The organism is Paenibacillus sp. FSL M7-1414, assembly GCF_038003195.1.
In the GTDB taxonomy this organism is placed as follows: domain Bacteria; phylum Bacillota; class Bacilli; order Paenibacillales; family Paenibacillaceae; genus Paenibacillus; species Paenibacillus amylolyticus.
This window is the reverse complement of the sequence record NZ_JBBOOS010000001.1, coordinates 1,635,709-1,656,613: the sequence shown is the minus strand read 5'-3', so window position 1 is coordinate 1,656,613 and position 20,905 is coordinate 1,635,709. Positions and strand designations below refer to the sequence as shown.

Here is a 20,905-nt window from a genome sequence, read left to right as displayed (position 1 = left end):
GAACCGTTTGGAGCCTTACGCGGTCTAATACTCAACATATCCAGGAAAGGAGGAGCCATGTGACCCCTTCTCAGCTCACCATCGCCGCACAAAAAGGGGATGCCGAGGCTTTTGCAGCCTTAATGGAATTACATCAGAGCCGACTGTACCGTATCGCCTATGCCTATTTGCATAACGAAGGTGATGCGCTCGAAGCGATTCAGGAATCAACGTTTAGGGCGTTCCATAAACTCAAAAAATTAAAAGAGCCCTCCTACTTTGGCACTTGGCTCATCCGCATTCTGCTCAACTACTGTGCGGACGAACGCAAACGCAAAAGTCGGTTCAGTCCCGTCACCGAGATTCATGAATCCAGCAGCTGGGATCGTCCTGCGGACCCCGATCTTGCTGCGGCCGTATCCACCCTTGACCGGGATTGCAAACAGATTATTATCCTGAGTTATTTCGAAGGTTTCTCCTTAACTGAGGTCGCTGATATTCTCGAAATCCCGACCGGTACCGTAAAATCCCGATTACATCGGGCACTCGGACAGCTCCGTGATCAACTTGAAACGAAAGGAGATGTACCCTCATGACGGATGAACAAAACCCATTTGACACATTGGAAGAACGTCTGAATGCTCGAAAGACGGAGTACGAAACCATGCCTGTACCGGATGCCTCATATCAGGCTGTGCAAGCGGGAATCCGCCAAGCTGCCCGTAAGCGAAAGTCCCGGCTACGCTGGTATATGAGCTCAATCTCGGCAGCTGCCCTCATCCTGTTGTTTACCGGTTGTATCCGCGTCTCTCCCGCCTTTGCGTCCTTTGTGGAGCAATTGCCTGGCATGGAAGGCATTGTGAGCATGATTCGTCAGGACAAAGGATTAATGATGGCCATCGATAAGTCCCTCTTACAGCAGGTCGGTGTCACCGACGAGCATGATGGTACTTCCTTGACCGTTGAAGGCATTATCACAGACGAGTCACGTATGGTTATTTTTTACACGATGAAAGGTATGAAAGATCCCGAGAAATTCAACTATGACATTGATTTGCTGGATGAGAACGGAAAAGATCTTCCTGTTGCATTTAGTTACGCTTATCCAACACCTTCACCAGACGAGAATGTGAATGAGAATATGATAGACGTGATCTTCACGGATGGAACCTCTCCTCCTGAAGAGCTGAGCGTCGTGTTTAAGGCCAGAGATACAACGCGTGCAGAAAAGTGGAAAATAACGTTCCCGGTAGACAAGAATCTTACCAAAGGCATGAAAAAGGTCATTCCTGTGAATCAGACGTTAACAGTGGATGGACAGCGTATTGATGTGAAACAGGCTACTATGTATCCAACACGTCTTGTGCTTGATGTGAATTTTGATCCTAAAAATACCAAGAAGGTATTTGGCCTCAGCGATCTTCAACTGGTTGATGAGCAAGGCCGCGCGTGGAGAACAGATACCTCAACCGGTGAGGATGAACGTTCCATTTACTTCGAAAGCATGTACTTCTCCATACCGACAAAGCTGACGTTACAGGGATCTGGCTTCTCCGGATTGGATAAAGATGAGTTGGCTCTTACCCTTGATCTGAAGTCACACCGGATTACAGGTGGACCACCTGGATTGAAGATGGTAGGCAGCAAGGTCGAAGGCAAAGATCTAATTATTGACTTCTCCGTTGCTGGCAGGATGGACGGTGGGTTCGTTCTAACTTTCAGGAAAGTTACAGACAGTACAGGGAAGTCATATGAAGTCCCTGGCGCCAGTTGGAGTAGTGGAGAGGGAACGGATGACAGTCATACGATCGTTTCTTCTACTATCAAAAATGGAGCCAAATTAAAAGGGGAAGTGAAAATGAACATCTCCACCTATCCGATGAAAGTAAAGTCTCCCTTCTCATTGGACATCCCTGTTAATCCTTAATTTTCTACCAGTAGGCTGTGATTATCGCAAATATTCTATATAATGGAAACATTCATTATTACGAGCAATGATGTTCACAAGAAAGGGTGTTTCCACAATGAATAATCGTTCTATCCGTTATCCGCAACCACTCGCGCAAGGGGACATGATCGGTGTGGCAGCCCCCTCCAGCGGTGTAGGCGAATCCCTATACCATTATCTTGAGGAGAGCAAACGCAATATGGAGCGCCTTGGTTTTGACGTGCTGGAAAGTCCATCGCTCCGCCACAACATCAAATGTGTGAGTGCCTCCAAAGAGGAACGCGCCGAAGAGATGAATGAATTTTTCCGCAATCCAAATATTCAAGCCATTATCCCTCCATGGGGCGGGGAATTTCTGATGGATATCCTCCCCCTGCTGGATTGGGAAGCTTTGAAAACATTGCCGCCCAAATGGGTCATGGGATATTCGGATATAAGTACGTTCCTGTTCGCCTATACCCTGATCACCGGAACAGCATCAGCACATGGCACCAACTATGTTGATCTAAGATCAAACGCCCTCGATCCCGTGACTGCGCGCTGGTTTGATGTGTTACAGACCAAATACGGCGGACAGATCACACAATCGTCTTCCACACATTATCAATCGGCATGGAAACCGGAATCTCCTGGTTTTAACCTGGATACACCTTCGCGCTGGAAACAGCTCGGCCACTCGGAAGATGCAGATACCGCTGTGTCGTTCTCCGGTCGGCTGATCGGTGGCTGTATGGATACGATCTCCAGTCTGATTGGCACGCCGTATGCACCTGTTGCATCCTATCTGGAGCAATACTGTGCAGTCGAAGGTACCATCTGGTATCTGGAGAGCTGTGAGATGAATGCGGGGGATATCTACCGTCATCTGTGGCAGATGAAACAGGCTGGCTGGTTTGCAGGTGTAAAAGGTTTCATGTTCGGCCGACCTGCGGGTTATTCCGATACAGCGGATTTTAATTTTACCGATGCTCTATCCTCTGCACTTGGGGATCTGGATGTCCCTGTACTGTACGATGTGGATCTCGGCCATGTTCCACCCCAGCTCACCTTTGTGAATGGAGCATTAGGCAAAGTCGCTTATGAAAATGGACGCGGGAGCCTTGAGATGGAGTTTGTGTAATCACCTTTTATAGGCAGATGCATACCTTGAAGTAAGAACTTATTTTGAGGAAGGGTTGTGCATCATGTCTGAATCCACATCCACGCCATCCACACGTGTCGTGTATCAAGCCAATCAACCGACGCTTCAATCCGTGCAAAGTGTACGGAATATGCTTCATCATACAGCCCGGCAGCATGTAGGCAAGAAGGTACAAGTCCAGAATATCGATGGGCAAGTGTGGGAAGGTGTCATCATCAGTGCAGACCGAGGGATTTTGTATCTCCAGGTTACCCCGATGCATGGATATCCTGAACCGCGCGCCTTGTTTGGACCAACGATTTTGCCGCTTGTGCTGTATGAATTGTTGGTTATCACACTGTTGATGTAGTGGTATTGTACTTCTATATCCGAACCTGTCCCAAGAAGCTTCGCTCCTGAGATCATCAAGTCTTGGGAACGAGGCTTTTTTATCGCCTTGGCGATGGTGCGGTATGATTCCTTGCGAGCGTGTGAAATATGATACAATGGTGTCGCACCACCCCATATCTCATATGAAACGGAGCTTGATCCGGTTGGAATACATACGTCATGATTCATCACCCGTATCACAAGCCGAGCCGGGTATGATTGGCAGCAACCCTACTGAACAATCCCGCGTGATTGCAATCTGTCTGCTCGCAGGCAAAATCATGCTACAAAGCGGTGGTGAAACCTACCGTGTGGAAGATACGATGAAACGTATGGCGGCTGCGCTGGGTTTACCCCATTCGCACAGTTACGTTGTTCCGACAGGAATCTTCTTCTCTGTTGACGCAACCGAACCCGCCAAGCTGATTCGTATCTCCGAGCGTACGACGGATCTGGACAAGGTGTCCGAGGTGAATGCGGTCTCCCGCCGTATCGGACAAGGTGAGCTATCCGCTCAGGAAGCCCATGATCTGTTGGTACAGATCGAAGGAAAGCCCTCCTCCTATTCAACGGCTGTGCAGCTTACGGCCGCAGCGTTATCCAGTGGTTGTTTTACCATTATGTTTGGCGGGGGCTGGAGCGACTTTCTTCCGGCGCTAATCTGCGGGGGTATAGGTTATGCAGCCGTTATTGCCTTTCACAGGTTGGTGCGGGTCAAATTCTTTGCCGAGCTTACGGCATCCTTTGTCATTGGCCTACTCGCTTTTTTCCTCATCTACATGGGAGTAGGTCATGAACGGGACAAAATCATTATTGGTTCGGTTATGCCGCTGGTTCCGGGGCTGCTGATTACCAATGCTGTACGCGATCTGATGGCCGGACATCTCGTCTCCGGATTATCCAAGGGAGCCGAGGCATTTCTGACCGCCTTTGCCATAGGTACTGGCATTGCAGTTGTATTTTCACTTTTTATGTAAGACGGAGGAATGCAGGATATGCTCCATTTTATTGAACAAGCCTTGACCAGTTTTGTCGCTTCAGCCGCGTTTGGGATCATCTTCAACGCACCACGGCGCATGCTGCTCCACGGTGGATTTGTCGGCATGATTGGCTGGATTATCTATATCGTGCTTGAATATGCAGCGGATGCGGTTCCTGCTACACTTGCAGCGACCATAGCCGTAGGTGTCATCAGCCAGGTATTCTCTCGCATGTTTCGCGCACCCGTCATCATCTTCAGCGTTGCAGGCATCATTCCTCTCGTTCCTGGTGGACTGGCGTATAATGCAATGCGAAGTTTTGTGCAAAATGACTACAGTGCCGCTATGGAGATGGCCGCCAAGGCACTCATGTTATCCGGCGCTATTGCCGTAGGCCTTGTGTTATCCGAGGTATTAAACCAGATGATACGCCGAATTCCCGCCTCACTTCGGGCAAAATCATCATCGAAATGATTATTCTTTTCACATATTCAGCACACGTAAGGCCCGTTAGCATACAGGATAAAATCTTGTATACCTACGGGCCTTATGTATCACGTTTTAAATCCATCCTTTTTACTTCACAAACGTATTTTTCACACGTACCGACTTTAGGAAATATGGAATGAAGATACAGCACGTCAGAATGGATCGTACGATCAGCTGAAAAGCCGGAGTTGCATCAAGCACATGCTGTTCTCTTGGGATTTCATTGCGCGCAATCAGAATCCACGTCACGATGCTTATGATCACATTCATCAGGTACATCACCATCATCATCAGTGGAAACTGTCTCTTCCGTTTATATAAAAGAATGAGATTCACGATAACGATCATCAATAGAATGGTACTGCTTATGAAACCAAACCACAGGAGTGGACGGATCATCTCCGTGTAAATCTGAGGATCGACACCACGGTCTACTTCCCATCTGGCAGGGTCCATGATGACATTCACCTGCGATACATCCGAAATGAGGAACACCAACGCAAGCCAAAGACTGATCTGGATTAAAATAAGCCATCCGCCCAATCCGGAGATACCAGGCAGCTCTCCATCCGAGTTCATGTGTCTATTGTTCATTTCATCCTCCTCATACCGAATATTAAACGTCTCCAGTAATAACCGATTGTGCCTAAGTTTCACTTCGCTGCCTGGCCTTAAATATAATCTTCTGATCCGGGTATACCTTAGTATAATCTGTTGGCTATGCTTTTCCTTCCCCAATTCCTTACCTGTTCAGAGTATACCACCGAGGGATCAAACTGCGAAAATCATCGTGATCTTCACGGACACGCTCGATCTTGGCCATCATCTCAAGCGTCTCTTCAGGCTTCACCTGCTGAATCCACACCACAGAAGACACCAGCGCCATAGCCGTATACAGTGAATACAATCTCCAGAATAACTCATCCGGTTCATTGCCATGGAAATAGCCCTGAATTTGACCTATGGAATATGGAATACTGATCTCCGAAGCAAACAAACCCAGCTTCAAAAATTCATGAATGGGATCACCTTGATCATAACGATTAAAATCAATCACTCCTGCGAGTTTATCCTGCCTAACGACGAGATTGCTCGGGTGAAAGTCATCATGCTGAAATCCATCTGGACGATTTTTCATCCAACCAAGATGGTCTGCAATAAACGTTAGAATAACATGATCCTCTTTCATCACGATAGGGCACTGTTTATAGCGCTCCACGTAACGTTGATGCTTGGTGCTCTTGCGTATGTACCATGATTCGATCTGTTCCTCCATCGGCAACTGGTGAATCAACTGTAGCTGCGCTCCTGCTTCGAAACCAACCGCCCACTGCTGCTGATCATTCAGTTGTGGCAATCTCTCAGAAGCATCTTCGCCTTCAATGTAGCTAAAAATCATATAACCATGCTTCTCATCCAATCTACCTGTGCCCAACGTTGCTGGACACAGTACGCCTAATTGTTGCATGCTTTGCAAATATTGATATTCCCTTTGCTTCATCCATTCCTCAGCAATATCATACACCCTCACCAGCACATGGCCTTGACCAGGGACAAACATTTTGAATTTAGTATCTGCTGAATAACCCTTCATAACAGGTTCAATCCGCGTGGCCTGACCAAGTTCAGGAATCTGTTTTAACCTGTCAATCAACGTATTGTCCATCGATGCATTCCATGTATCGTGTTGTTCCACGTCCCGAATCCTCCGTTATTTCACGTATGGCGTGTAGTATCGTCGGTCTATTCCCACTTTAACCCATGATATTTCCTATAACATGCTTATATGTATTCTATCCGTTTCTATTTAAAAAGTACTGATTCGGGTTCTTTGCCCGTCAGGGTCAGCATCGTATACAATTGTCCTCTGTGATGATATACATGCCCCATAATCTCAAGTAACCACTCCAGCCGACTATAGGAAGCTCCCCAGTACGAATCCGTCACATGTAATAACTCTTCCGTGTTAAACTGCCTGTACCGTTGGTATAGATACATCTGGTTATCAATCAAAGCCTGCTTGATCTCACCGAGCGAATGCACCTGATTCTCTGCATAGAATTGAGCCATCTCTTCCTCCGATGCACCTTCGGAAATATAAACATCCGCTCGGCAGATCACAGACAGATGGGCTAGTAATTCTCCAACAGGCCGTTTACCTTCAATTGGAGTCAAAGCCAAATCTTCTTCCGACAACTGATCACATATATCAATCAACGATGTTACGGCCACGTCAATATGTTTGAACGCAGATTGAATCAACAGTCACACTTCCTTTTTATCCCATTATACAGAACATATGATCGGTTATCAACCAAGATATCCCTCCTTAATATATAAACAAGTTATACCCCAAATCTATCAATCTACGAACAAAAAAAGTCCTTCCTCCTTCATATAGACGGGATTCAGGACATTTTGTTGCCTATTTGTTTTCAAATCTTTGCTCAACTTGAGTATAACGAACAATACGTTTGCTCGAATCGTCCAGCCTCCAAGTCAGACTTGCGAATGAAAAATTGCAGTTCCCCGCAATCCCACCATTGGAAACCAATAGCATCATGGGTATCTATCTTCAACAGCAGCAGCGTATCGGATAGTTCCTGCCATGTCCGATCCTCATCACCGCCGTAATGTTTGGTCAGCTTCTTCTCACACTCCTGCTCATTATAATCGTACTCTTCTCCCAGTGCGATCTGTAACAAGGCACGATGCTCGGCATCCGGATGCTGCCCGTCAGGATATCCAAACATCCCACCCCAATTCAGCGTACTTGGATGATTCCAACTCGACTCGAATTCAAGGTAACGGTCATACAGACTCACTTCCGCTTCGGCCTCATCGTTCTCAAGCCTCGGCGGCGAGAGCTCATTCAGCCCGTTGGCGTCAATATATGCATATGTAGGAAACTCAAGATTAGGCAGCACAGTCACCGAATGTGCAACAAACGGTGCTCCATCCAGCGCGGTATCACCCTCAGGTTCTCGCCTTATCAGGTTATGAGAACTCGGCTCAAAAATCACACGATGTTCAATGGGACAAGCAGATTCATCCGTGCCAATGAAAAAGTATAACATTCCACGTTCAGGCAAAGTCCCGCGCCCATCATTCGGCGTATACGGCGACAAATCCACCAGGTTCAGTTGGGCCAGGAAAGTCATCGGAACTCCTTCTTGTGTTACGGGCCATTCCATGCGACTTGGCAAATCCGGGTGTCCACCCACACGTGAGTTTCCTGTTCTGCGATATTCGTCCAGTGTGGATACATCGAGGCGAATTCCCCAGCGGCTTGAAGATAACAACAGATCGGCAGCAACTCCCAAACCATATTCCTCAAGTGTTTTACGGGCTTTTCTGGTCAGACGTTCACATTGTTCTGGCTTAATCATATAGATCCTCCCCTTTTGACAATACACCTATGCTGAGACATATTCAGGTTCACACCTGTATATTCTTCTGCCCGGACGTCTTTCCCTGCTTCTGTATAAATTGAACTTAAGAATATTTTACACTTACCACTCCGATGACAGAACAACCTTCCGATCGCTGTTATCCCCAGAATTTTTTAGATTCACCTTTGCAAAGGTAAAAATCCGGGGATAAAGGCGAACTCTTCGCTTCTTCAGGTTCTTTCTGTCCTCTACGTTCTCGTGTAAATATGTAGTTCAATTTATATAGAAAAAAGAGACTGACACTCCTTGTCAGTCTACTTCCTTATCCTATATTCCATTTAACGATTTGGATCAGAAGACTTTTCCTGGTAAGCACGCATATGCTCCTCACCGTCCAGAAATTCATGGGCCTGATGGGCTGCCATCACACCATGATAACTGATATCCAGACCTAGATCTTCCTCTTCTTCTGTCGAACGTACAGGCACAATTTTGCCAATCAACTTCAGCCCGATCCAGGTCATGGTGAATCCCCAGATGACCAAGGCTGTAAGGCCAAGTGCCTGAACACCCAGCAACCTCCAGCCGCCGCCCATAAATAATCCACCATCCGTGGCAAACAGACCTACAGCAATCGTGCCCCACATTCCTGATGCGGCATGCACCGGGAAAGCACCAACCGGATCATCAATCTGTCGACGGTCCAGCCAGTTAGTGGCAGCCATCATCAACAAGCCGGACACTGCCCCAATAAATATCGCTGCTACATCGCCAACAAAAGCACAGCCTGCCGTAATACCGACCAGTCCCGCAAGCGAACCGTTAATGACCGAGGGTGCATCTGAACGATTGAAGCGGAATAACGTATACAGCAACGTAACTGCACCACCCGAAGCCGCAGATAACATCGTGACAATCGCAATGTGACCAATTCTTACATCTGTCGCGCTGAGTGTACTACCCGCATTGAAGCCAAACCAGCCGAACCATAACAGAAATGCACCTACAGATGCCAGTGGCAGATTGCTCGGGAGTGCAATGGCACTTACGCCAAGTGGTGTGTACTTCCCTTTACGTGGACCAATGATAATCGCAGCCGCCAGTGCCGAGAATCCGCCGAGTGCATGGATGACAGCAGAACCGGCAAAGTCCTGCATCCCCAGCTGACTAAGCCAGCCGCCGCCCCATGCCCAGTGTCCACCAATTGGATAGATGATTGCCGTCATCAATATGATATACAACAGGTAGGCACGGAAGTTGATGCGCTCGGCTACCGCTCCTGAAACGATGGAAATAACGGCAATGGTAAAAGCAGCCTGGAACAACCAGAATGTCTCCAGAGATACCGGTACGTCCAGGTGAGACAAATCCCCATTCAGGAAAAATCCCGTTACTCCCGCAAAACCGCCAACGTCCGAACCATACATCAGTCCAAAACCGATGGCATAGAACAGCAACGTTCCAATCGTAATGTCAGCAAAAACCTTCATAATAATGTTCACACTATTTTTATAACGCACAAAGCCAGCCTCGAGCAGGGCGAATCCACCCTCCATCAATAAAATCATCGCTGCACTCAATACGACCCAGACCGTATCAATCCCGGTGCTTAACGTCTCCAAAGTCATGCTTGTATATCCTCCGTTTCACTAAGCTGTCTGAGCTCACGGATTGTATCGGGCGCAAGCTCAATCTCGTCCCGCTCAATGCTGTCCGGATGCTTGATTCGTTCTGCAATCTGGTCCAGATCACGTATGCGTCTGCGAATCTGTTCCATCTTGCGAAAACGTTCCTTCACCTGAACCATATATTCCACCGCCTGATGATGGGATGCGGGGCGTCCCGCAAACCATTTGCGTACAGGCGACAACGATTGATAAGCAACCTCTTCCGCTCGACGCTTTTGTTCGAACTGTTCGATCTTTTTCTTGAGCGTTTCGATCTCATTTTCTTTTTTGACCTTCAGCCGTTCGATAAGGTACAATAAATCGGACGATGATATTTGCAATGCTGTATGGTGATACACCTCGTCGATTACTAACATATCATGTCAGGACTCCTTACATATCAAGTTACTTGTACCGATTATAGTTTGCCGGGGCCTGCCCGTCAATCTTTTTTTGGACTTGGTATGGATGGAAATGAACCCGTTCATAGAGAACGGCTTTTTTTTATTTGCCACAAATTACATCTAACAAGGCTAATCTTGCCTAGGTTCGCATTCACTCTTTCCATTCTCAATGCTTATAGAATAAGCATCCACATTTGGGGTAATGAACATACACAGACTACCCGCATCATAGAACCTGTATATAAGGAGAGGATTCCACAATGTTTACTCGTAATGACAATATACGCAACCAAATCTGGGAAGCAGTCTCGGGACTCGAAGAAGAACAATTGAACCGAAAACCTTCACCCCAACAATGGAGTATTATGCAAGTACTACGACATCTGAATCTGATGGAACATGTAATTGGAAAACAAGCCCGCCTAGCCCTCGAGAAGGAACAGACGGTGTCTGTGGATAAAAAACCATATGAATTATCGTTGGACCGCAGCCGCTCCGTCGAGGCACCACCCCATCTTCAGCCTCCAGCAGCGCCTGAAGCACTCGCAGACGTACGCAGTGATCTGGACGAATCTCACCAAGCGTTAAACAACTTTGCATTGGATCATGATCCTGACCTGCTGCGCAGCAAGTCCTTTCCTCATCCCGTATTTGGTGAGATGGATCTTACCCAATGGATTGACTTTACAAGTTATCATGAGGAACGTCATCTGGAACAGATCCAAGAGATTAAACAGCAGCTTGGCGTGTAAGCCCAACCTATACTTTCACATAGCAAAGAATATACATGTACGACAAAAAAACCTCCAATCCTATTAATTTAGGTTGGAGGTTTCTGTTCTTATGTTACGAATAAGAACGACACTTATATTTTTTTGCCCAAAATCGCCAGATCTCTATTCACACCATCCAACACGGCCACTTCGGGATAATAACCCCATTGTTCAAAACCATGCTTGCGCAATAACCCCAGACTCGGTTCGTTATGCCCGAAGACAAATCCAAGAATGGTCTTAATTCCAAGTGCAGGACATGCTGCAAATACCGTTTCGAGCAAACGTCCACCAGCCCCAATTCCGCGGCATTGCTGATCCACGTATACACTGACTTCCACCGTTCCATTATACGCAGGACGTCCATAGAATGAACTGAGACTCGCCCAAGCTACCACCTGTCCTGCCTGCTTCATCACCCAAAGCGGACGATGTTCCGGTGTATGTTCCTCGAACCAAGGCAAACGTTGCTCCACCGTCACCGGCTCCAAATCCGCTGTTGCCATACGGCCCTCAATGGTAGAATTATAAATTTCCACAATCCTCGGCAAGTCCTCCAGGCGCGCATATTCAATCTGCACATCTTCCAGTTTCATCGCTATTCCTCCATCATTCCAGATCAAACCTCTAATTATAGAAGATATTATAACGGAGAAGAGAAGTCTTCGTCATCCCTAACATTCTGACAGAGAAATCTGTAATATGTTTAAGTAAACATTTACACGACAACGGAGAGGAGAGGACAGAACCAATCAGAAGAAGCGAAGCTAAAAGCTTTCTGCAAGAAAGCTACTTCGGAAGCATACACTGCGCCTTTATCCCCGGATTTGCCCCTTATATAAGGGAATCAATAAAATCTGGGGATAACAGCGATCGGAAGATGGTTCTGACCGCGTAGTAGTCCAGTGTAAATTCAATGCTTTAACTTATATATAGCATTACTCTGGAAGTCCCTGAATTGTGTTCCCACGAGTGAACTGCTGACTCTGGTCTGCCCAACGAATGTTAATTGAGCGAGATGTGAACAGATCCGGGCCATCCGATACCTGGAAATGCAGATGAGCTTCACTGGAATTTCCCGAATTACCAAGCTCACCGATAGGGTCTCCCTGCTTGAGCTTATCTCCTTTTTTGACCGAGACACTGCCTTTCTTGATGTGTCCTGTGATGCTGTATTCACTGTTGCCATGGTCGATTACCACGTAGTTACCAGCCGGTTCTTCCGGATTCATGACACCCGGTACATTGTCCGGTATATCATTTTTGATATCGACGACAGTACCATCGGCAGCTGCATAGAGCGGTTCACCAAAAGCATAGTAGTTTTCGTTTGCCGTTGCATCACCTTGATAACTGGATTGTTCTTTGGTCCGAACGATATCCAGTGCATAACGCTGCGTTTCGTGCTCATAATGATAGTTTGACAAGGCATCATTGCCTCCCCAGAATACGTACCATTCCCCCTTCATCGGCAATTGAAATTCCGTTTTGGTGAATTTGGCATCCGTGTCCTCATGAGCTTGCAGCGGTTGGATCGAGAGACCTTCAATTTGATTTTCTTCGGAAAAATAGGCTCGAATTCCTTTCGTCCCAGTCTGATCCTTCCAGGCCACCTCAGATATTTGATTCATTTTGGCGTCTACCACTTGCTCCCATGATTCAACACCCTCCAAAAAAGGATCGGCCGTCGTTTTGAACTGTTCAAGCGTTAACGTCCCCTTCAATTCGGGAGAGAATTGATTATAGATTGCATCCTTTGAACCGTTCATCAGCGTATCTATGAAATTGTCCGGTGTAACCACCGCGCTCACCTCTGAACTTGAGTTCTGCTCCTGATTGGAGTTCTCGCTCGCTTCATTATTGGACGCCTGTTCGGCTGACTGTAGCTCCGCCTCGTCGGAAGTAATCGAGTTGCTGTTGCCACAAGCAGACAATATCACGCAAGCTCCAAGGGTAATCACAAGCACCTTCCAGCCCCTTTTATTCTGTAATTTCGAATGTGTATGTTGCTCTGATTTCAGATGATCTTCTCTGTTCATTCTCAACATCCCTTCAGTTAGGACGTGTCTCAAAACTCGCTGAAGTGCATCTTTTACCGCCTTTTCGCCCCCTGCTGCGTCAATTTCCCTTGACGTGCCCCGGCACGCCTGCGGAAAATTTCCTTGCTTGGAACGAAAATTCGACAAAATCTGCTTCCTTCGGAGTTTTTAGACACGCCCTAATCGTTATACTTTCCAGTTAAGTGTACAGAATGAGTCTTATCCTTCGTCTAACCCCATCTTACATGTAGTTAAACTTGCAACGCCTTTTGAGGCTGTATAATTAAGATTCCGTTAAGATAGCTCATACGTTATACAGCCCTCTTGGATGGTATGATTAGCAATACACACAACGGAAGGATCAGGAGGTCAATTTTAAACTATGGATAACGTCTCATTACTGCTTGTGGATGATGAACAGGCTATTCTGCATATGCTCAAAACCGTTCTGCTCAAAGAGCAGTTTCTCGATATTGATACCGTTACAACAGGCGAAGCTGCCATGGAGGCATGCAACAACAAGACGTATCATTGCATCGTGCTCGACATCATGCTTCCTGGCAAAAGTGGACTGGAAATCTGTCCTTTTCTACGGCAAATCACCGATGCGCCTATCCTGTTTCTAACGGCCAAAACAACCGATTATGACAAATTAACCGGATTCGCCGTTGGTGGCGACGATTATGTCGCCAAACCCTTTAATCCGCTGGAAGTCGTTGCTCGAATTAAATCATTACTGAAGCGTTATTTACCTTCTAAAACCGCAGCGATCTCAGACCACGTCCCATCTAACGTAAATACGTCATCTCCCAGCACATCGGAAGGCGTGTACGACTTTGGACGATTCCAGGTGCTGGAATGGGCGGGTGAGCTTCGGGTTGAAGGAGAATCCGTATCCTGTCCGGCACTTGTGTTTCAACTACTGCTCTTTTTCTGCAAACATCCCAATCGTATTTTCACCAAATCAGATCTATATGAACGGGTCTGGGGCTCTGAAGCCATTAGTGATGACAATACCGTGATGGTTCATATTCACCGCATTCGGGAGCGTATTGAAGCCGATCCTTCCAATCCGGTGTTTCTCGTAAATGTCCGGGGTCTGGGTTACAAATTGATTCAGCCGGAACATGTGTCACGATCATGAGTATTCGGCGCAGGTTAATGACCCGGTTTATCGGGATGCTTGCCGGTGCAGTCGTTCTTATCATCCTGCTTGGGTCTGTAGCCACTTACTGGGTCGTGCAAAAGGTAAATGAAGTGAATCTGGTAGATGATTTTGCTGCCAATGGTCTGGACCAATTGATTAGTACAGCAGAAATCCTGCCGGATAATACCATCCGGTATGACCCTGAATTGCTAAAGCAAGTGGATAAAAATCAAGGCTGGCTCCAAGTTCTTGACGAACAAGGCAACGCCATTGATGAATATCACACACCCGCCGATGTTCCTTCTCACTATAAACCGGGGGAATTGATTGCATACTGGGAAAGCCAGAAGCCGTTCCCTTATCAGATCGCCATGCTGATCCGGGAGAAGAACGGAAAGGATTTTACCTTGTTATATGGTGAGCGTAACCCGGCCAAGTCCTTAATGAATAACATTCGTTCAGATCTTGCTTTTACCAAAGGGAATCTTAATCTTCAGCCCAACCAACAGGAGGCCCTTCGTACTGCCAATGCTTATCTTCAAATATTGGACCCGTCAGGACGTGAAATTTCTTCCTTCAACAAACCAACCATGGGCGTACCGACCGAATACACCATTCAGGAACTCGTTCTGCAAGTTCGCTATCCGAGTCGATCTGGCCTGTCTGTTGCAACGTGGTACGACGAACAGAGTGAAACCACTTGGCTGATTAGCATCCCTGTTGATCCGGCGGTGAACAGTGATCAGAACCCCTACAATTTTATTCTGGAACCGGCATTGGTCGTATTGATTGTATCCATCATCATTCTGCTCATTTTGCTTGCCTTCTGGTATGCCAACCGATTCGGTTCACCCATGCTGCATATGCTCCAATGGTTACAGCGTCTGGAACGAGGACATTACGAGGAACCTACCGGAGCCTTTGGAGTGCCTCGCAGTCAGCGTCGTAACGGAAAGTGGAAGCGAAAATACAACGTGTATGCTGAAGTGCTTCGCTCCATGCAGGCCCTGTCTCACACTTTGAAGCAAGATGAAGAACTTCGGAAACAGACCGATTCTCTGCGGGAGGAGTGGATTGCTGGCATAACACATGACCTGAAGACACCCCTCTCCTCCATTCAGGGATATGCTCATATGCTTGAGGCGGATAAGTATAGCTGGACCGCGGAGGAAGTCAGGGAATTCGCAGGCATAATGCTCGATAAGTCCATGTACATGGACAGGCTTGTTAACGACCTTGCCATGACCTATCGATTACGCAGTGGAGGATATCAACCTGTGGTGGAAGAGACTGACGTAAATACGTTGCTCCGTGATCTGATCCAGCGCGCTGAACGGAATCCGGCATATGGAGAAGGTCGCATCCTATTCCAACCTTCCGAAGTGCCTGTGTATGGACTTGTCCATATTCCGTCGTTTGAACGAATTGTGGATAATCTGACCGCCAATGCCCTTCTTCATAATCCGCCCGAGTCCATCCTGGTTGTCAGTGTGCATTCTGGTGAACACGCTGATGAGTTCAGCATTCAGTTTGCCGATAATGGAAGAGGCATGGACTCCGAGACGGTATGGAAGTTATTTGAACGATACTATCGCGGTACAGATACAGGTACATCGGACGTTGGATCAGGGCTGGGCATGGCGGTAACCAAAGGTTTGATCGAAGCCATGAATGGTCGTATTGAGGTACAGTCCACCCCTGGTGAAGGAACGATCATTCGCTTAATATGGGATGGGCCGTCCGAAACCAATTAAAATGTTCCGCTTGACCTTTCCATTTTCAGTCTATATAATCGACACTCAATAACACCTGTTCCAATATATTGATAATGAACACAACACATTTCAGGATCATCTGATGAGTTGATCTAACATATTTGGCGATGACCAGAGACATGATTTCGTTTGCGTGCTGCCCAGAGAGAGAGGGGATTGGTGAAACCTTCTTCAGCGAACGAACCGGAATTACCCCTCTGCAGCCGTGACCTCGAACCTCAGCATTTCGAACTTCCTTCGGATGTTTGGCATGCTGCCAGTAGAGTTCACCGCCTGATCCCCGATAACGGATTCCAATGAGGGTTATGATGTTTTCTGTTCCGGCGGCTGGCCGAGAGCAGGGTGCACCATAACCAAAATTAGGGTGGAACCACGAGCCAAGCGCACTCGTCCCTTTTCCGGGACGGGTGTTTTTTGCGCTTTCATTTTAAGAAATGGAGAGTGGTTCAGATGAGCAAACAAGAAAACAGTAACTCAGCAAGCAACAAATCAGGTAACGAAATAAACAACCAAGCAAATGGATTTCAACCATCCAGTCATTCCATTGAGGTCCGTCTGCAAGGTGGCGCGGTACGTTCATACGAAGCAGGCATCACTGTAGGTGCGGTTGCCTCATCTATCAGCACAAGTCTTGGGAAACAGGCTATCGGCGGTATTGTAGATGGTCAAAATGTCGATCTCGATTGGGTGCTCCAGCAAGATTGCGAACTTGTTATCGTTACTTTGGACAGTGCGGAAGGTCTGTATCGTTATCGTCACAGTGCAGCACATGTGCTGGCACAGGCGCTCAAACGCATCTACGGTGCAGAGCAAGTGAAACTGGGTATCGGCCCAGTCATTGAAGATGGATTCTATTACGATGTTGATCTGGAGCATGCCTTGTCCATCAGTGATCTGGCTGCCATTGAGCGGGAAATGAACAAAATCATTCAGGAGAATCATAAGATCAGTCGCCGGGTCGTTAACCGGGAGGAAGCCCTCCGTATTTTCGGAGAGATCCAGGACCCCTACAAGCTTGAACTCATTCAGGATTTGCCAGAGGGCGCCGAACTTTCAATCTATGATCAAGGAGAGTTCTTCGATCTGTGTCGCGGTCCACATCTTCCATCCACTGGTCGAATCAAAGCGTTCAAGCTGCTGAATGTGGCTGGTGCGTACTGGCGGGGTAACTCGGATAATAAGATGCTACAACGCATCTACGGCACTGCTTTCCCGAACAAAGCCCAACTGGATGAACATCTGCACATGCTCGAAGAAGCGAAGAAACGAGATCACCGTAAACTTGGCAAAGAGCTTGAACTGTTCATGTTCTCCGAAGAAGCTCCCGGCATGCCCTTTTATCTGCCCAAAGGCATGACTGTTCGCACTGAACTGGAGCAATTCTCCCGTGAGCTACAATTACAGGAAGGTTATCAGGAGGTTCGGACTCCTCTCATGATGAACAATCGTCTGTGGGAGCAATCCGGTCACTGGGAGCATTACAAGGACAATATGTATTTCTCGGAAGTGGACGATGCCACTTTTGCACTGAAACCGATGAACTGCCCTGGGCATATGCTGATCTTCAAAAACACACTTCATTCCTATCGCGAATTACCAATTCGCATGATGGAATTTGGTCAGGTTCACCGTCATGAATTCTCAGGTGCCCTGAACGGCATGATGCGTGTGCGGACATTCTGCCAGGATGATGCCCATCTCTACGTCATGCCAGAGCAGATCGAGGACGAGATCAATCAGGCGATCTCACTGATCGGACGTATGTACGATATCTTTGGATTCGAATATAAGATTGAATTGTCCACTCGTCCGGAAGATTCCATGGGATCGGAAGAGCTGTGGGATCAAGCGGAACGCGCATTGCAAAATGTACTAGATCGTCGGGGCGTGGAGTATCGCATTAACGAAGGGGACGGTGCCTTTTATGGACCGAAAATTGACTTTCATATCCTCGATGCGCTGAAGCGCAGCTGGCAGTGCGGAACAATCCAGCTTGATTTTCAAATGCCGGAGAAATTCGACCTCACTTACATTGGCGAGGATAGCCTGAAACACCGTCCGGTCGTGATCCATCGTGCCATCTATGGTTCGATCGATCGTTTCATCGGTATCCTGACTGAGCACTATGCAGGAGCGTTCCCACTCTGGCTCGCACCTGTACAAGTGAAGCTCCTACCTGTGTCAGATCATTATGCAGACTATGCACTCCAAGTACAGAGCCAACTCCGTGCTGCGGGCATTCGGGTAGAAACAGATCTGCGCAGCGAGAAGCTCGGGTACAAAATCCGTGAATCCCAGATGGAAAAAGTGCCTTATTCGCTCGTGCTTGGTGAGAATGAGAAAAATGCCTCATCCGCCTCTGTCCGTGCATACGGTCAGGGAGATCAAGGCATTCAACGTATTGAAGCTGTTATTGAAATGATCCAACAAGCTGTGAAGGCAAAAGTATAAAATATGTAACGACTCTATTCATGAGTCACTCATCAGCTTGTGCTGAATTACAACTTCTCGTCATCTCTTAGCCCCACCTGTTCTTCGCTCCACGTCCAGAAACGCTCAGCTGAAGCATCGTCAACGGCATGTGCCTTCAGCTGCTGCTCTTTCTGTTGATAGAAGTAACGACCGGTGATGCCGACGACTTCAGGGCTTGTGGCCAGATAAACAGCCGTTCGCGCCCCTTCTTCAGGGGACAGAAAGAATGGAAGTTTACCTGCAAACGCCATAATGCGTGTGCCAAATCCGGTATTGCGATCTACGCCAATACTCGTTCCCACCGCACCAGGGTGTAGACAGTTCACTGTGACAGACGTACCTGACAGTTTGCTAGCCAGTGCACGAGTGAACAGCACGTTCGCCAGTTTGGATTGAGCATAACTTTTGATCGGATTATAACCTTTGTGCAGATGTGGATCTTCGAAGTGGATTTTGCCGGCCTTGTAGGCACCTGACGAAACGTTCACAACCCGTCCCTGCTTCGCAGCTTTCAGAGGTTCTATCAAAAGTAAGGTCAGCAGGAAATGTCCCAGATGGTTAATACCGATACTTTGTTCGAACCCGTCTGAGGTTTCCTTCCGCTTAACCATCACTACCCCCGCATTATTAACCAGAACGTCAAGGTGATCATGACGCTCGCGGAATGTGCCGGCAAACTGGCGTATACTTTCGAGTGAACCCAGGTCACACAGCATCATTTCAATCGCAGAAGAACCGGACTGACGCACAGCTTCCTGAAGAGCCTCCTGTCCGCGCTTCTCACTGCGGCATGCCATAATTACGCGATATCCTTGCCTTGCAAGTTCAATGGTGGTTGCCAACCCCATACCTGAGTTAGCTCCTGTTACAATTGCTGTCTGATTGGACATGAGGTACTTCCCTTCTGAACCTGAGGTTCCGAAATTAGAGGCGCGACGACGGACAATATGAGATAATGATAGGATCACATCTCGGTTTCCATGGGAGGACAAGTATGCTGACCAAAGAGGATTTTAAAAAAGTTAAAAAACAAGCCAAACTTGAAATCGCACTACTCGAACAGGAATATCAGGAAATCTTGCAGAACGTTGATTCTACGCTGTATGAAAAATACGGTATTTTGGACAAAGAAGAAACACGTGAGCTCACCCGAAAACGTAAAAACCGAAGATATGCTTCACTGGTCATCGAACTATGCGCCATTATTGAACAAATGTTACATCAACTGTACAGAGACGTATATCAGAAAAAGTTTAATTCGACTCAGCTGATGAAAACTCCTGCCTACCGTGCACGCTCCAACATGGAGATTATTCAGGCCGAACTGAGTAAAGAGTTCATTGCTCTGGAACCCGAAAAAGAAAACTTCGCTGAAGCCCTTAGTCTGGTGTTTCAGACGAGGAACAAACTTGTTCATGATAATTTCTCATTTGTCACCATCGTTAAGGACGGCAGTAATGAAGAAGAAACGTTCGAAGCACTGCTCCATACGGTAAAAAAATATAGAAAACACTTAAAATATAATCCCCCTGAATAACAACAATCATCGCTAAAAAAGAAAAGGAGGTGTACCGGACTACGGTCCGGATAACCATGAGCGATCCAACAACTTCAATTACTGTGCTAAATCTTCAGATTCCCACACCTTCCGGGAACAGCCCCATATTCCCCGTCATGCTTCGTGATGTAGATGGCGTTACCTTGGTGGATACAGGCATGATCGGACAATTTGCAGAACTTCAATCCGCATTGGAACAAGAGGGCGTACAGCTCTCGGACGTCAAACGTGTGATTATTACTCATCAGGACATCGATCATATCGGTAACTTGGGAGCTCTGCTGGATGCCATCCCTGATCTGGAAATCTGGGCACATGCCGATGAGATTCCATATCTAACCGGTGAGAAACCTTTGATCAAGTTCACGCCTGAACGTCGTGCTCTGCTGCCCGCGCCCGTTTTGGCACTGGCAGACCAACTGCTCTTGCAGCTGCCTGAAGTGAACATTAGTAGAACTCTGGCGGACGGAGACTTGTTACCCCTTCAAGGTGGTACACAGGTCATTCATACACCGGGACATACACCAGGTCATATCTGCCTGTATTTCGGGGAGCAACAGTTCCTGCTCGCTGCCGATGAACTTCGTGTGGTCGATGATGAACTGGTTGGCCCTGCACCACAAGCGACACCGGACATGCCTGAAGCGCTGCGAAGCCTGAAGAAACTGACCGACCTTAAGCTCAATAAGGTTCTCTGTTATCACGGTGGAGAGTACATGAATGATCCGGCTCAGCGTATTGCCACACTTGCGGAGAGCGCAGAGTAAGTAAA

At 47.4% G+C, this 20,905-nt stretch carries 21 protein-coding genes; 12 read left to right on the top strand and 9 right to left on the bottom strand.

The genetic code is table 11. The features are described 5' to 3' along the window. Positions 1-59 precede the first annotated feature (59 nt). From MHH92_RS07420 to MHH92_RS07395, 6 genes are all read left to right on the top strand, one after another. The gene (locus MHH92_RS07420; protein ID WP_340902928.1) at positions 60-575 is read left to right on the top strand and encodes a sigma-70 family RNA polymerase sigma factor; all 516 of its coding nucleotides are present in this window, start codon (positions 60-62) and stop codon (positions 573-575) included. After that, entirely contained in the window at positions 572-1,906 is a 1,335-nt protein-coding gene (locus MHH92_RS07415; protein ID WP_340902925.1) for a DUF4179 domain-containing protein, read from the top strand. The genes MHH92_RS07420 and MHH92_RS07415 overlap by 4 nt, the downstream gene beginning before the upstream one ends. A 97-nt stretch (positions 1,907-2,003) precedes the next feature. Next, positions 2,004-3,047, top strand: coding sequence for a S66 family peptidase (locus MHH92_RS07410; protein WP_340902923.1), 1,044 nt, complete (start codon positions 2,004-2,006; stop codon positions 3,045-3,047). A 64-nt stretch (positions 3,048-3,111) separates the two neighbouring features. Then, positions 3,112-3,417: an acetyl-CoA acetyltransferase gene (locus tag MHH92_RS07405; RefSeq protein WP_211084081.1), complete on the top strand. Its 306-nt coding sequence runs from the start codon at positions 3,112-3,114 to the stop codon at positions 3,415-3,417. 235 nt (positions 3,418-3,652) lie between these two features. Next, positions 3,653-4,414, top strand: coding sequence for a threonine/serine exporter family protein (locus MHH92_RS07400; protein WP_340907642.1), 762 nt, complete (start codon positions 3,653-3,655; stop codon positions 4,412-4,414). A gap of 18 nt (positions 4,415-4,432) precedes the next feature. Beyond that, entirely contained in the window at positions 4,433-4,891 is a 459-nt protein-coding gene (locus MHH92_RS07395) for a threonine/serine exporter family protein (protein ID WP_036610676.1), read from the top strand. Between the two features lie 102 nt (positions 4,892-4,993). On the opposite strand, the gene MHH92_RS07390 is transcribed toward MHH92_RS07395, so the two are convergent. From MHH92_RS07390 to MHH92_RS07365, 6 genes are all read right to left on the bottom strand, one after another. Further along, entirely contained in the window at positions 4,994-5,500 is a 507-nt protein-coding gene (locus MHH92_RS07390) for a DUF2569 family protein (RefSeq protein ID WP_340902920.1), read from the bottom strand. Between the two features lie 148 nt (positions 5,501-5,648). Further along, positions 5,649-6,602, bottom strand: a complete 954-nt coding sequence (locus MHH92_RS07385; RefSeq protein WP_340902917.1) for an aminoglycoside phosphotransferase family protein — start codon at positions 6,600-6,602, stop codon at positions 5,649-5,651. A gap of 107 nt (positions 6,603-6,709) precedes the next feature. Then, entirely contained in the window at positions 6,710-7,168 is a 459-nt protein-coding gene (locus MHH92_RS07380) for a DinB family protein (protein ID WP_051449640.1), read from the bottom strand. 185 nt (positions 7,169-7,353) lie between these two features. After that, complete coding sequence (locus MHH92_RS07375) at positions 7,354-8,295, bottom strand: YwqG family protein (RefSeq protein WP_340902916.1); 942 nt, start codon at positions 8,293-8,295, stop codon at positions 7,354-7,356. Between the two features lie 341 nt (positions 8,296-8,636). After that, the gene (locus MHH92_RS07370) at positions 8,637-9,926 is read right to left on the bottom strand and encodes an ammonium transporter (protein WP_340902915.1); all 1,290 of its coding nucleotides are present in this window, start codon (positions 9,924-9,926) and stop codon (positions 8,637-8,639) included. After that, on the bottom strand, positions 9,923-10,342 hold the full coding sequence (locus tag MHH92_RS07365) for a hypothetical protein (protein WP_340902914.1): 420 nt from the start codon (positions 10,340-10,342) through the stop codon (positions 9,923-9,925). Before MHH92_RS07365 ends, MHH92_RS07370 begins: the two co-directional genes overlap by 4 nt. Positions 10,343-10,629: 287 nt before the next feature. On the opposite strand from MHH92_RS07365, the gene MHH92_RS07360 reads away from it, so the two are divergent. Next, entirely contained in the window at positions 10,630-11,121 is a 492-nt protein-coding gene (locus tag MHH92_RS07360) for a DinB family protein (RefSeq protein ID WP_340902912.1), read from the top strand. A gap of 113 nt (positions 11,122-11,234) precedes the next feature. On the opposite strand, the gene MHH92_RS07355 is transcribed toward MHH92_RS07360, so the two are convergent. After that, entirely contained in the window at positions 11,235-11,738 is a 504-nt protein-coding gene (locus MHH92_RS07355) for a GNAT family N-acetyltransferase (protein WP_036610704.1), read from the bottom strand. 342 nt (positions 11,739-12,080) lie between these two features. Beyond that, on the bottom strand, positions 12,081-13,181 hold the full coding sequence (locus MHH92_RS07350) for a peptidoglycan DD-metalloendopeptidase family protein (RefSeq protein ID WP_340902910.1): 1,101 nt from the start codon (positions 13,179-13,181) through the stop codon (positions 12,081-12,083). A 382-nt stretch (positions 13,182-13,563) separates the two neighbouring features. On the opposite strand from MHH92_RS07350, the gene MHH92_RS07345 reads away from it, so the two are divergent. The 3 genes from MHH92_RS07345 to thrS all read left to right on the top strand — a co-directional run bounded on the left by MHH92_RS07345 (position 13,564) and on the right by thrS (position 18,554). Continuing rightward, positions 13,564-14,325, top strand: a complete 762-nt coding sequence (locus tag MHH92_RS07345) for a response regulator transcription factor (protein WP_340902909.1) — start codon at positions 13,564-13,566, stop codon at positions 14,323-14,325. Next, entirely contained in the window at positions 14,322-16,082 is a 1,761-nt protein-coding gene (locus MHH92_RS07340; RefSeq protein ID WP_340902908.1) for a sensor histidine kinase, read from the top strand. The genes MHH92_RS07345 and MHH92_RS07340 overlap by 4 nt, the downstream gene beginning before the upstream one ends. Positions 16,083-16,553: 471 nt before the next feature. Continuing rightward, a complete protein-coding gene (gene thrS / locus MHH92_RS07335) occupies positions 16,554-18,554 on the top strand; it encodes a threonine--tRNA ligase (protein WP_340902906.1) in 2,001 nt (666 codons plus the stop codon). A 47-nt stretch (positions 18,555-18,601) separates the two neighbouring features. Here thrS and MHH92_RS07330 read toward each other — a convergent pair whose 3' ends face one another. After that, complete coding sequence (locus MHH92_RS07330; protein ID WP_340902905.1) at positions 18,602-19,465, bottom strand: SDR family oxidoreductase; 864 nt, start codon at positions 19,463-19,465, stop codon at positions 18,602-18,604. A 104-nt stretch (positions 19,466-19,569) separates the two neighbouring features. Here MHH92_RS07330 and MHH92_RS07325 point away from each other — a divergent pair, with 104 nt between their 5' ends. Beyond that, on the top strand, positions 19,570-20,112 hold the full coding sequence (locus MHH92_RS07325) for a hypothetical protein (RefSeq protein WP_340902903.1): 543 nt from the start codon (positions 19,570-19,572) through the stop codon (positions 20,110-20,112). A gap of 56 nt (positions 20,113-20,168) precedes the next feature. Continuing rightward, the gene (locus MHH92_RS07320; protein ID WP_340902900.1) at positions 20,169-20,900 is read left to right on the top strand and encodes an MBL fold metallo-hydrolase; all 732 of its coding nucleotides are present in this window, start codon (positions 20,169-20,171) and stop codon (positions 20,898-20,900) included. Positions 20,901-20,905 lie beyond the last annotated feature (5 nt).

Excerpts from the sequence above, each read along its gene's own strand:
- MHH92_RS07415 (WP_340902925.1), top strand. The coding sequence starts at position 572 with ATGACGGATGAACAAAACCCATTTGACACATTGGAAGAACGTCTGAAT.
- MHH92_RS07320 (WP_340902900.1), top strand. The coding sequence starts at position 20,169 with ATGAGCGATCCAACAACTTCAATTACTGTGCTAAATCTTCAGATTCCC.
- MHH92_RS07400 (WP_340907642.1), top strand. The coding sequence starts at position 3,653 with ATGATTGGCAGCAACCCTACTGAACAATCCCGCGTGATTGCAATCTGT.
- MHH92_RS07395 (WP_036610676.1), top strand. The coding sequence starts at position 4,433 with ATGCTCCATTTTATTGAACAAGCCTTGACCAGTTTTGTCGCTTCAGCC.
- MHH92_RS07365 (WP_340902914.1), bottom strand. The coding sequence starts at position 10,342 with ATGTTAGTAATCGACGAGGTGTATCACCATACAGCATTGCAAATATCA.
- MHH92_RS07405 (WP_211084081.1), top strand. The coding sequence starts at position 3,112 with ATGTCTGAATCCACATCCACGCCATCCACACGTGTCGTGTATCAAGCC.
- MHH92_RS07390 (WP_340902920.1), bottom strand. The coding sequence starts at position 5,500 with ATGAACAATAGACACATGAACTCGGATGGAGAGCTGCCTGGTATCTCC.
- MHH92_RS07375 (WP_340902916.1), bottom strand. The coding sequence starts at position 8,295 with ATGATTAAGCCAGAACAATGTGAACGTCTGACCAGAAAAGCCCGTAAA.
- MHH92_RS07330 (WP_340902905.1), bottom strand. The coding sequence starts at position 19,465 with ATGTCCAATCAGACAGCAATTGTAACAGGAGCTAACTCAGGTATGGGG.
- MHH92_RS07355 (WP_036610704.1), bottom strand. The coding sequence starts at position 11,738 with ATGAAACTGGAAGATGTGCAGATTGAATATGCGCGCCTGGAGGACTTG.
- MHH92_RS07370 (WP_340902915.1), bottom strand. The coding sequence starts at position 9,926 with ATGACTTTGGAGACGTTAAGCACCGGGATTGATACGGTCTGGGTCGTA.
- MHH92_RS07360 (WP_340902912.1), top strand. The coding sequence starts at position 10,630 with ATGTTTACTCGTAATGACAATATACGCAACCAAATCTGGGAAGCAGTC.
- thrS (WP_340902906.1), top strand. The coding sequence starts at position 16,554 with ATGAGCAAACAAGAAAACAGTAACTCAGCAAGCAACAAATCAGGTAAC.
- MHH92_RS07345 (WP_340902909.1), top strand. The coding sequence starts at position 13,564 with ATGGATAACGTCTCATTACTGCTTGTGGATGATGAACAGGCTATTCTG.
- MHH92_RS07350 (WP_340902910.1), bottom strand. The coding sequence starts at position 13,181 with ATGAACAGAGAAGATCATCTGAAATCAGAGCAACATACACATTCGAAA.
- MHH92_RS07340 (WP_340902908.1), top strand. The coding sequence starts at position 14,322 with ATGAGTATTCGGCGCAGGTTAATGACCCGGTTTATCGGGATGCTTGCC.
- MHH92_RS07325 (WP_340902903.1), top strand. The coding sequence starts at position 19,570 with ATGCTGACCAAAGAGGATTTTAAAAAAGTTAAAAAACAAGCCAAACTT.
- MHH92_RS07410 (WP_340902923.1), top strand. The coding sequence starts at position 2,004 with ATGAATAATCGTTCTATCCGTTATCCGCAACCACTCGCGCAAGGGGAC.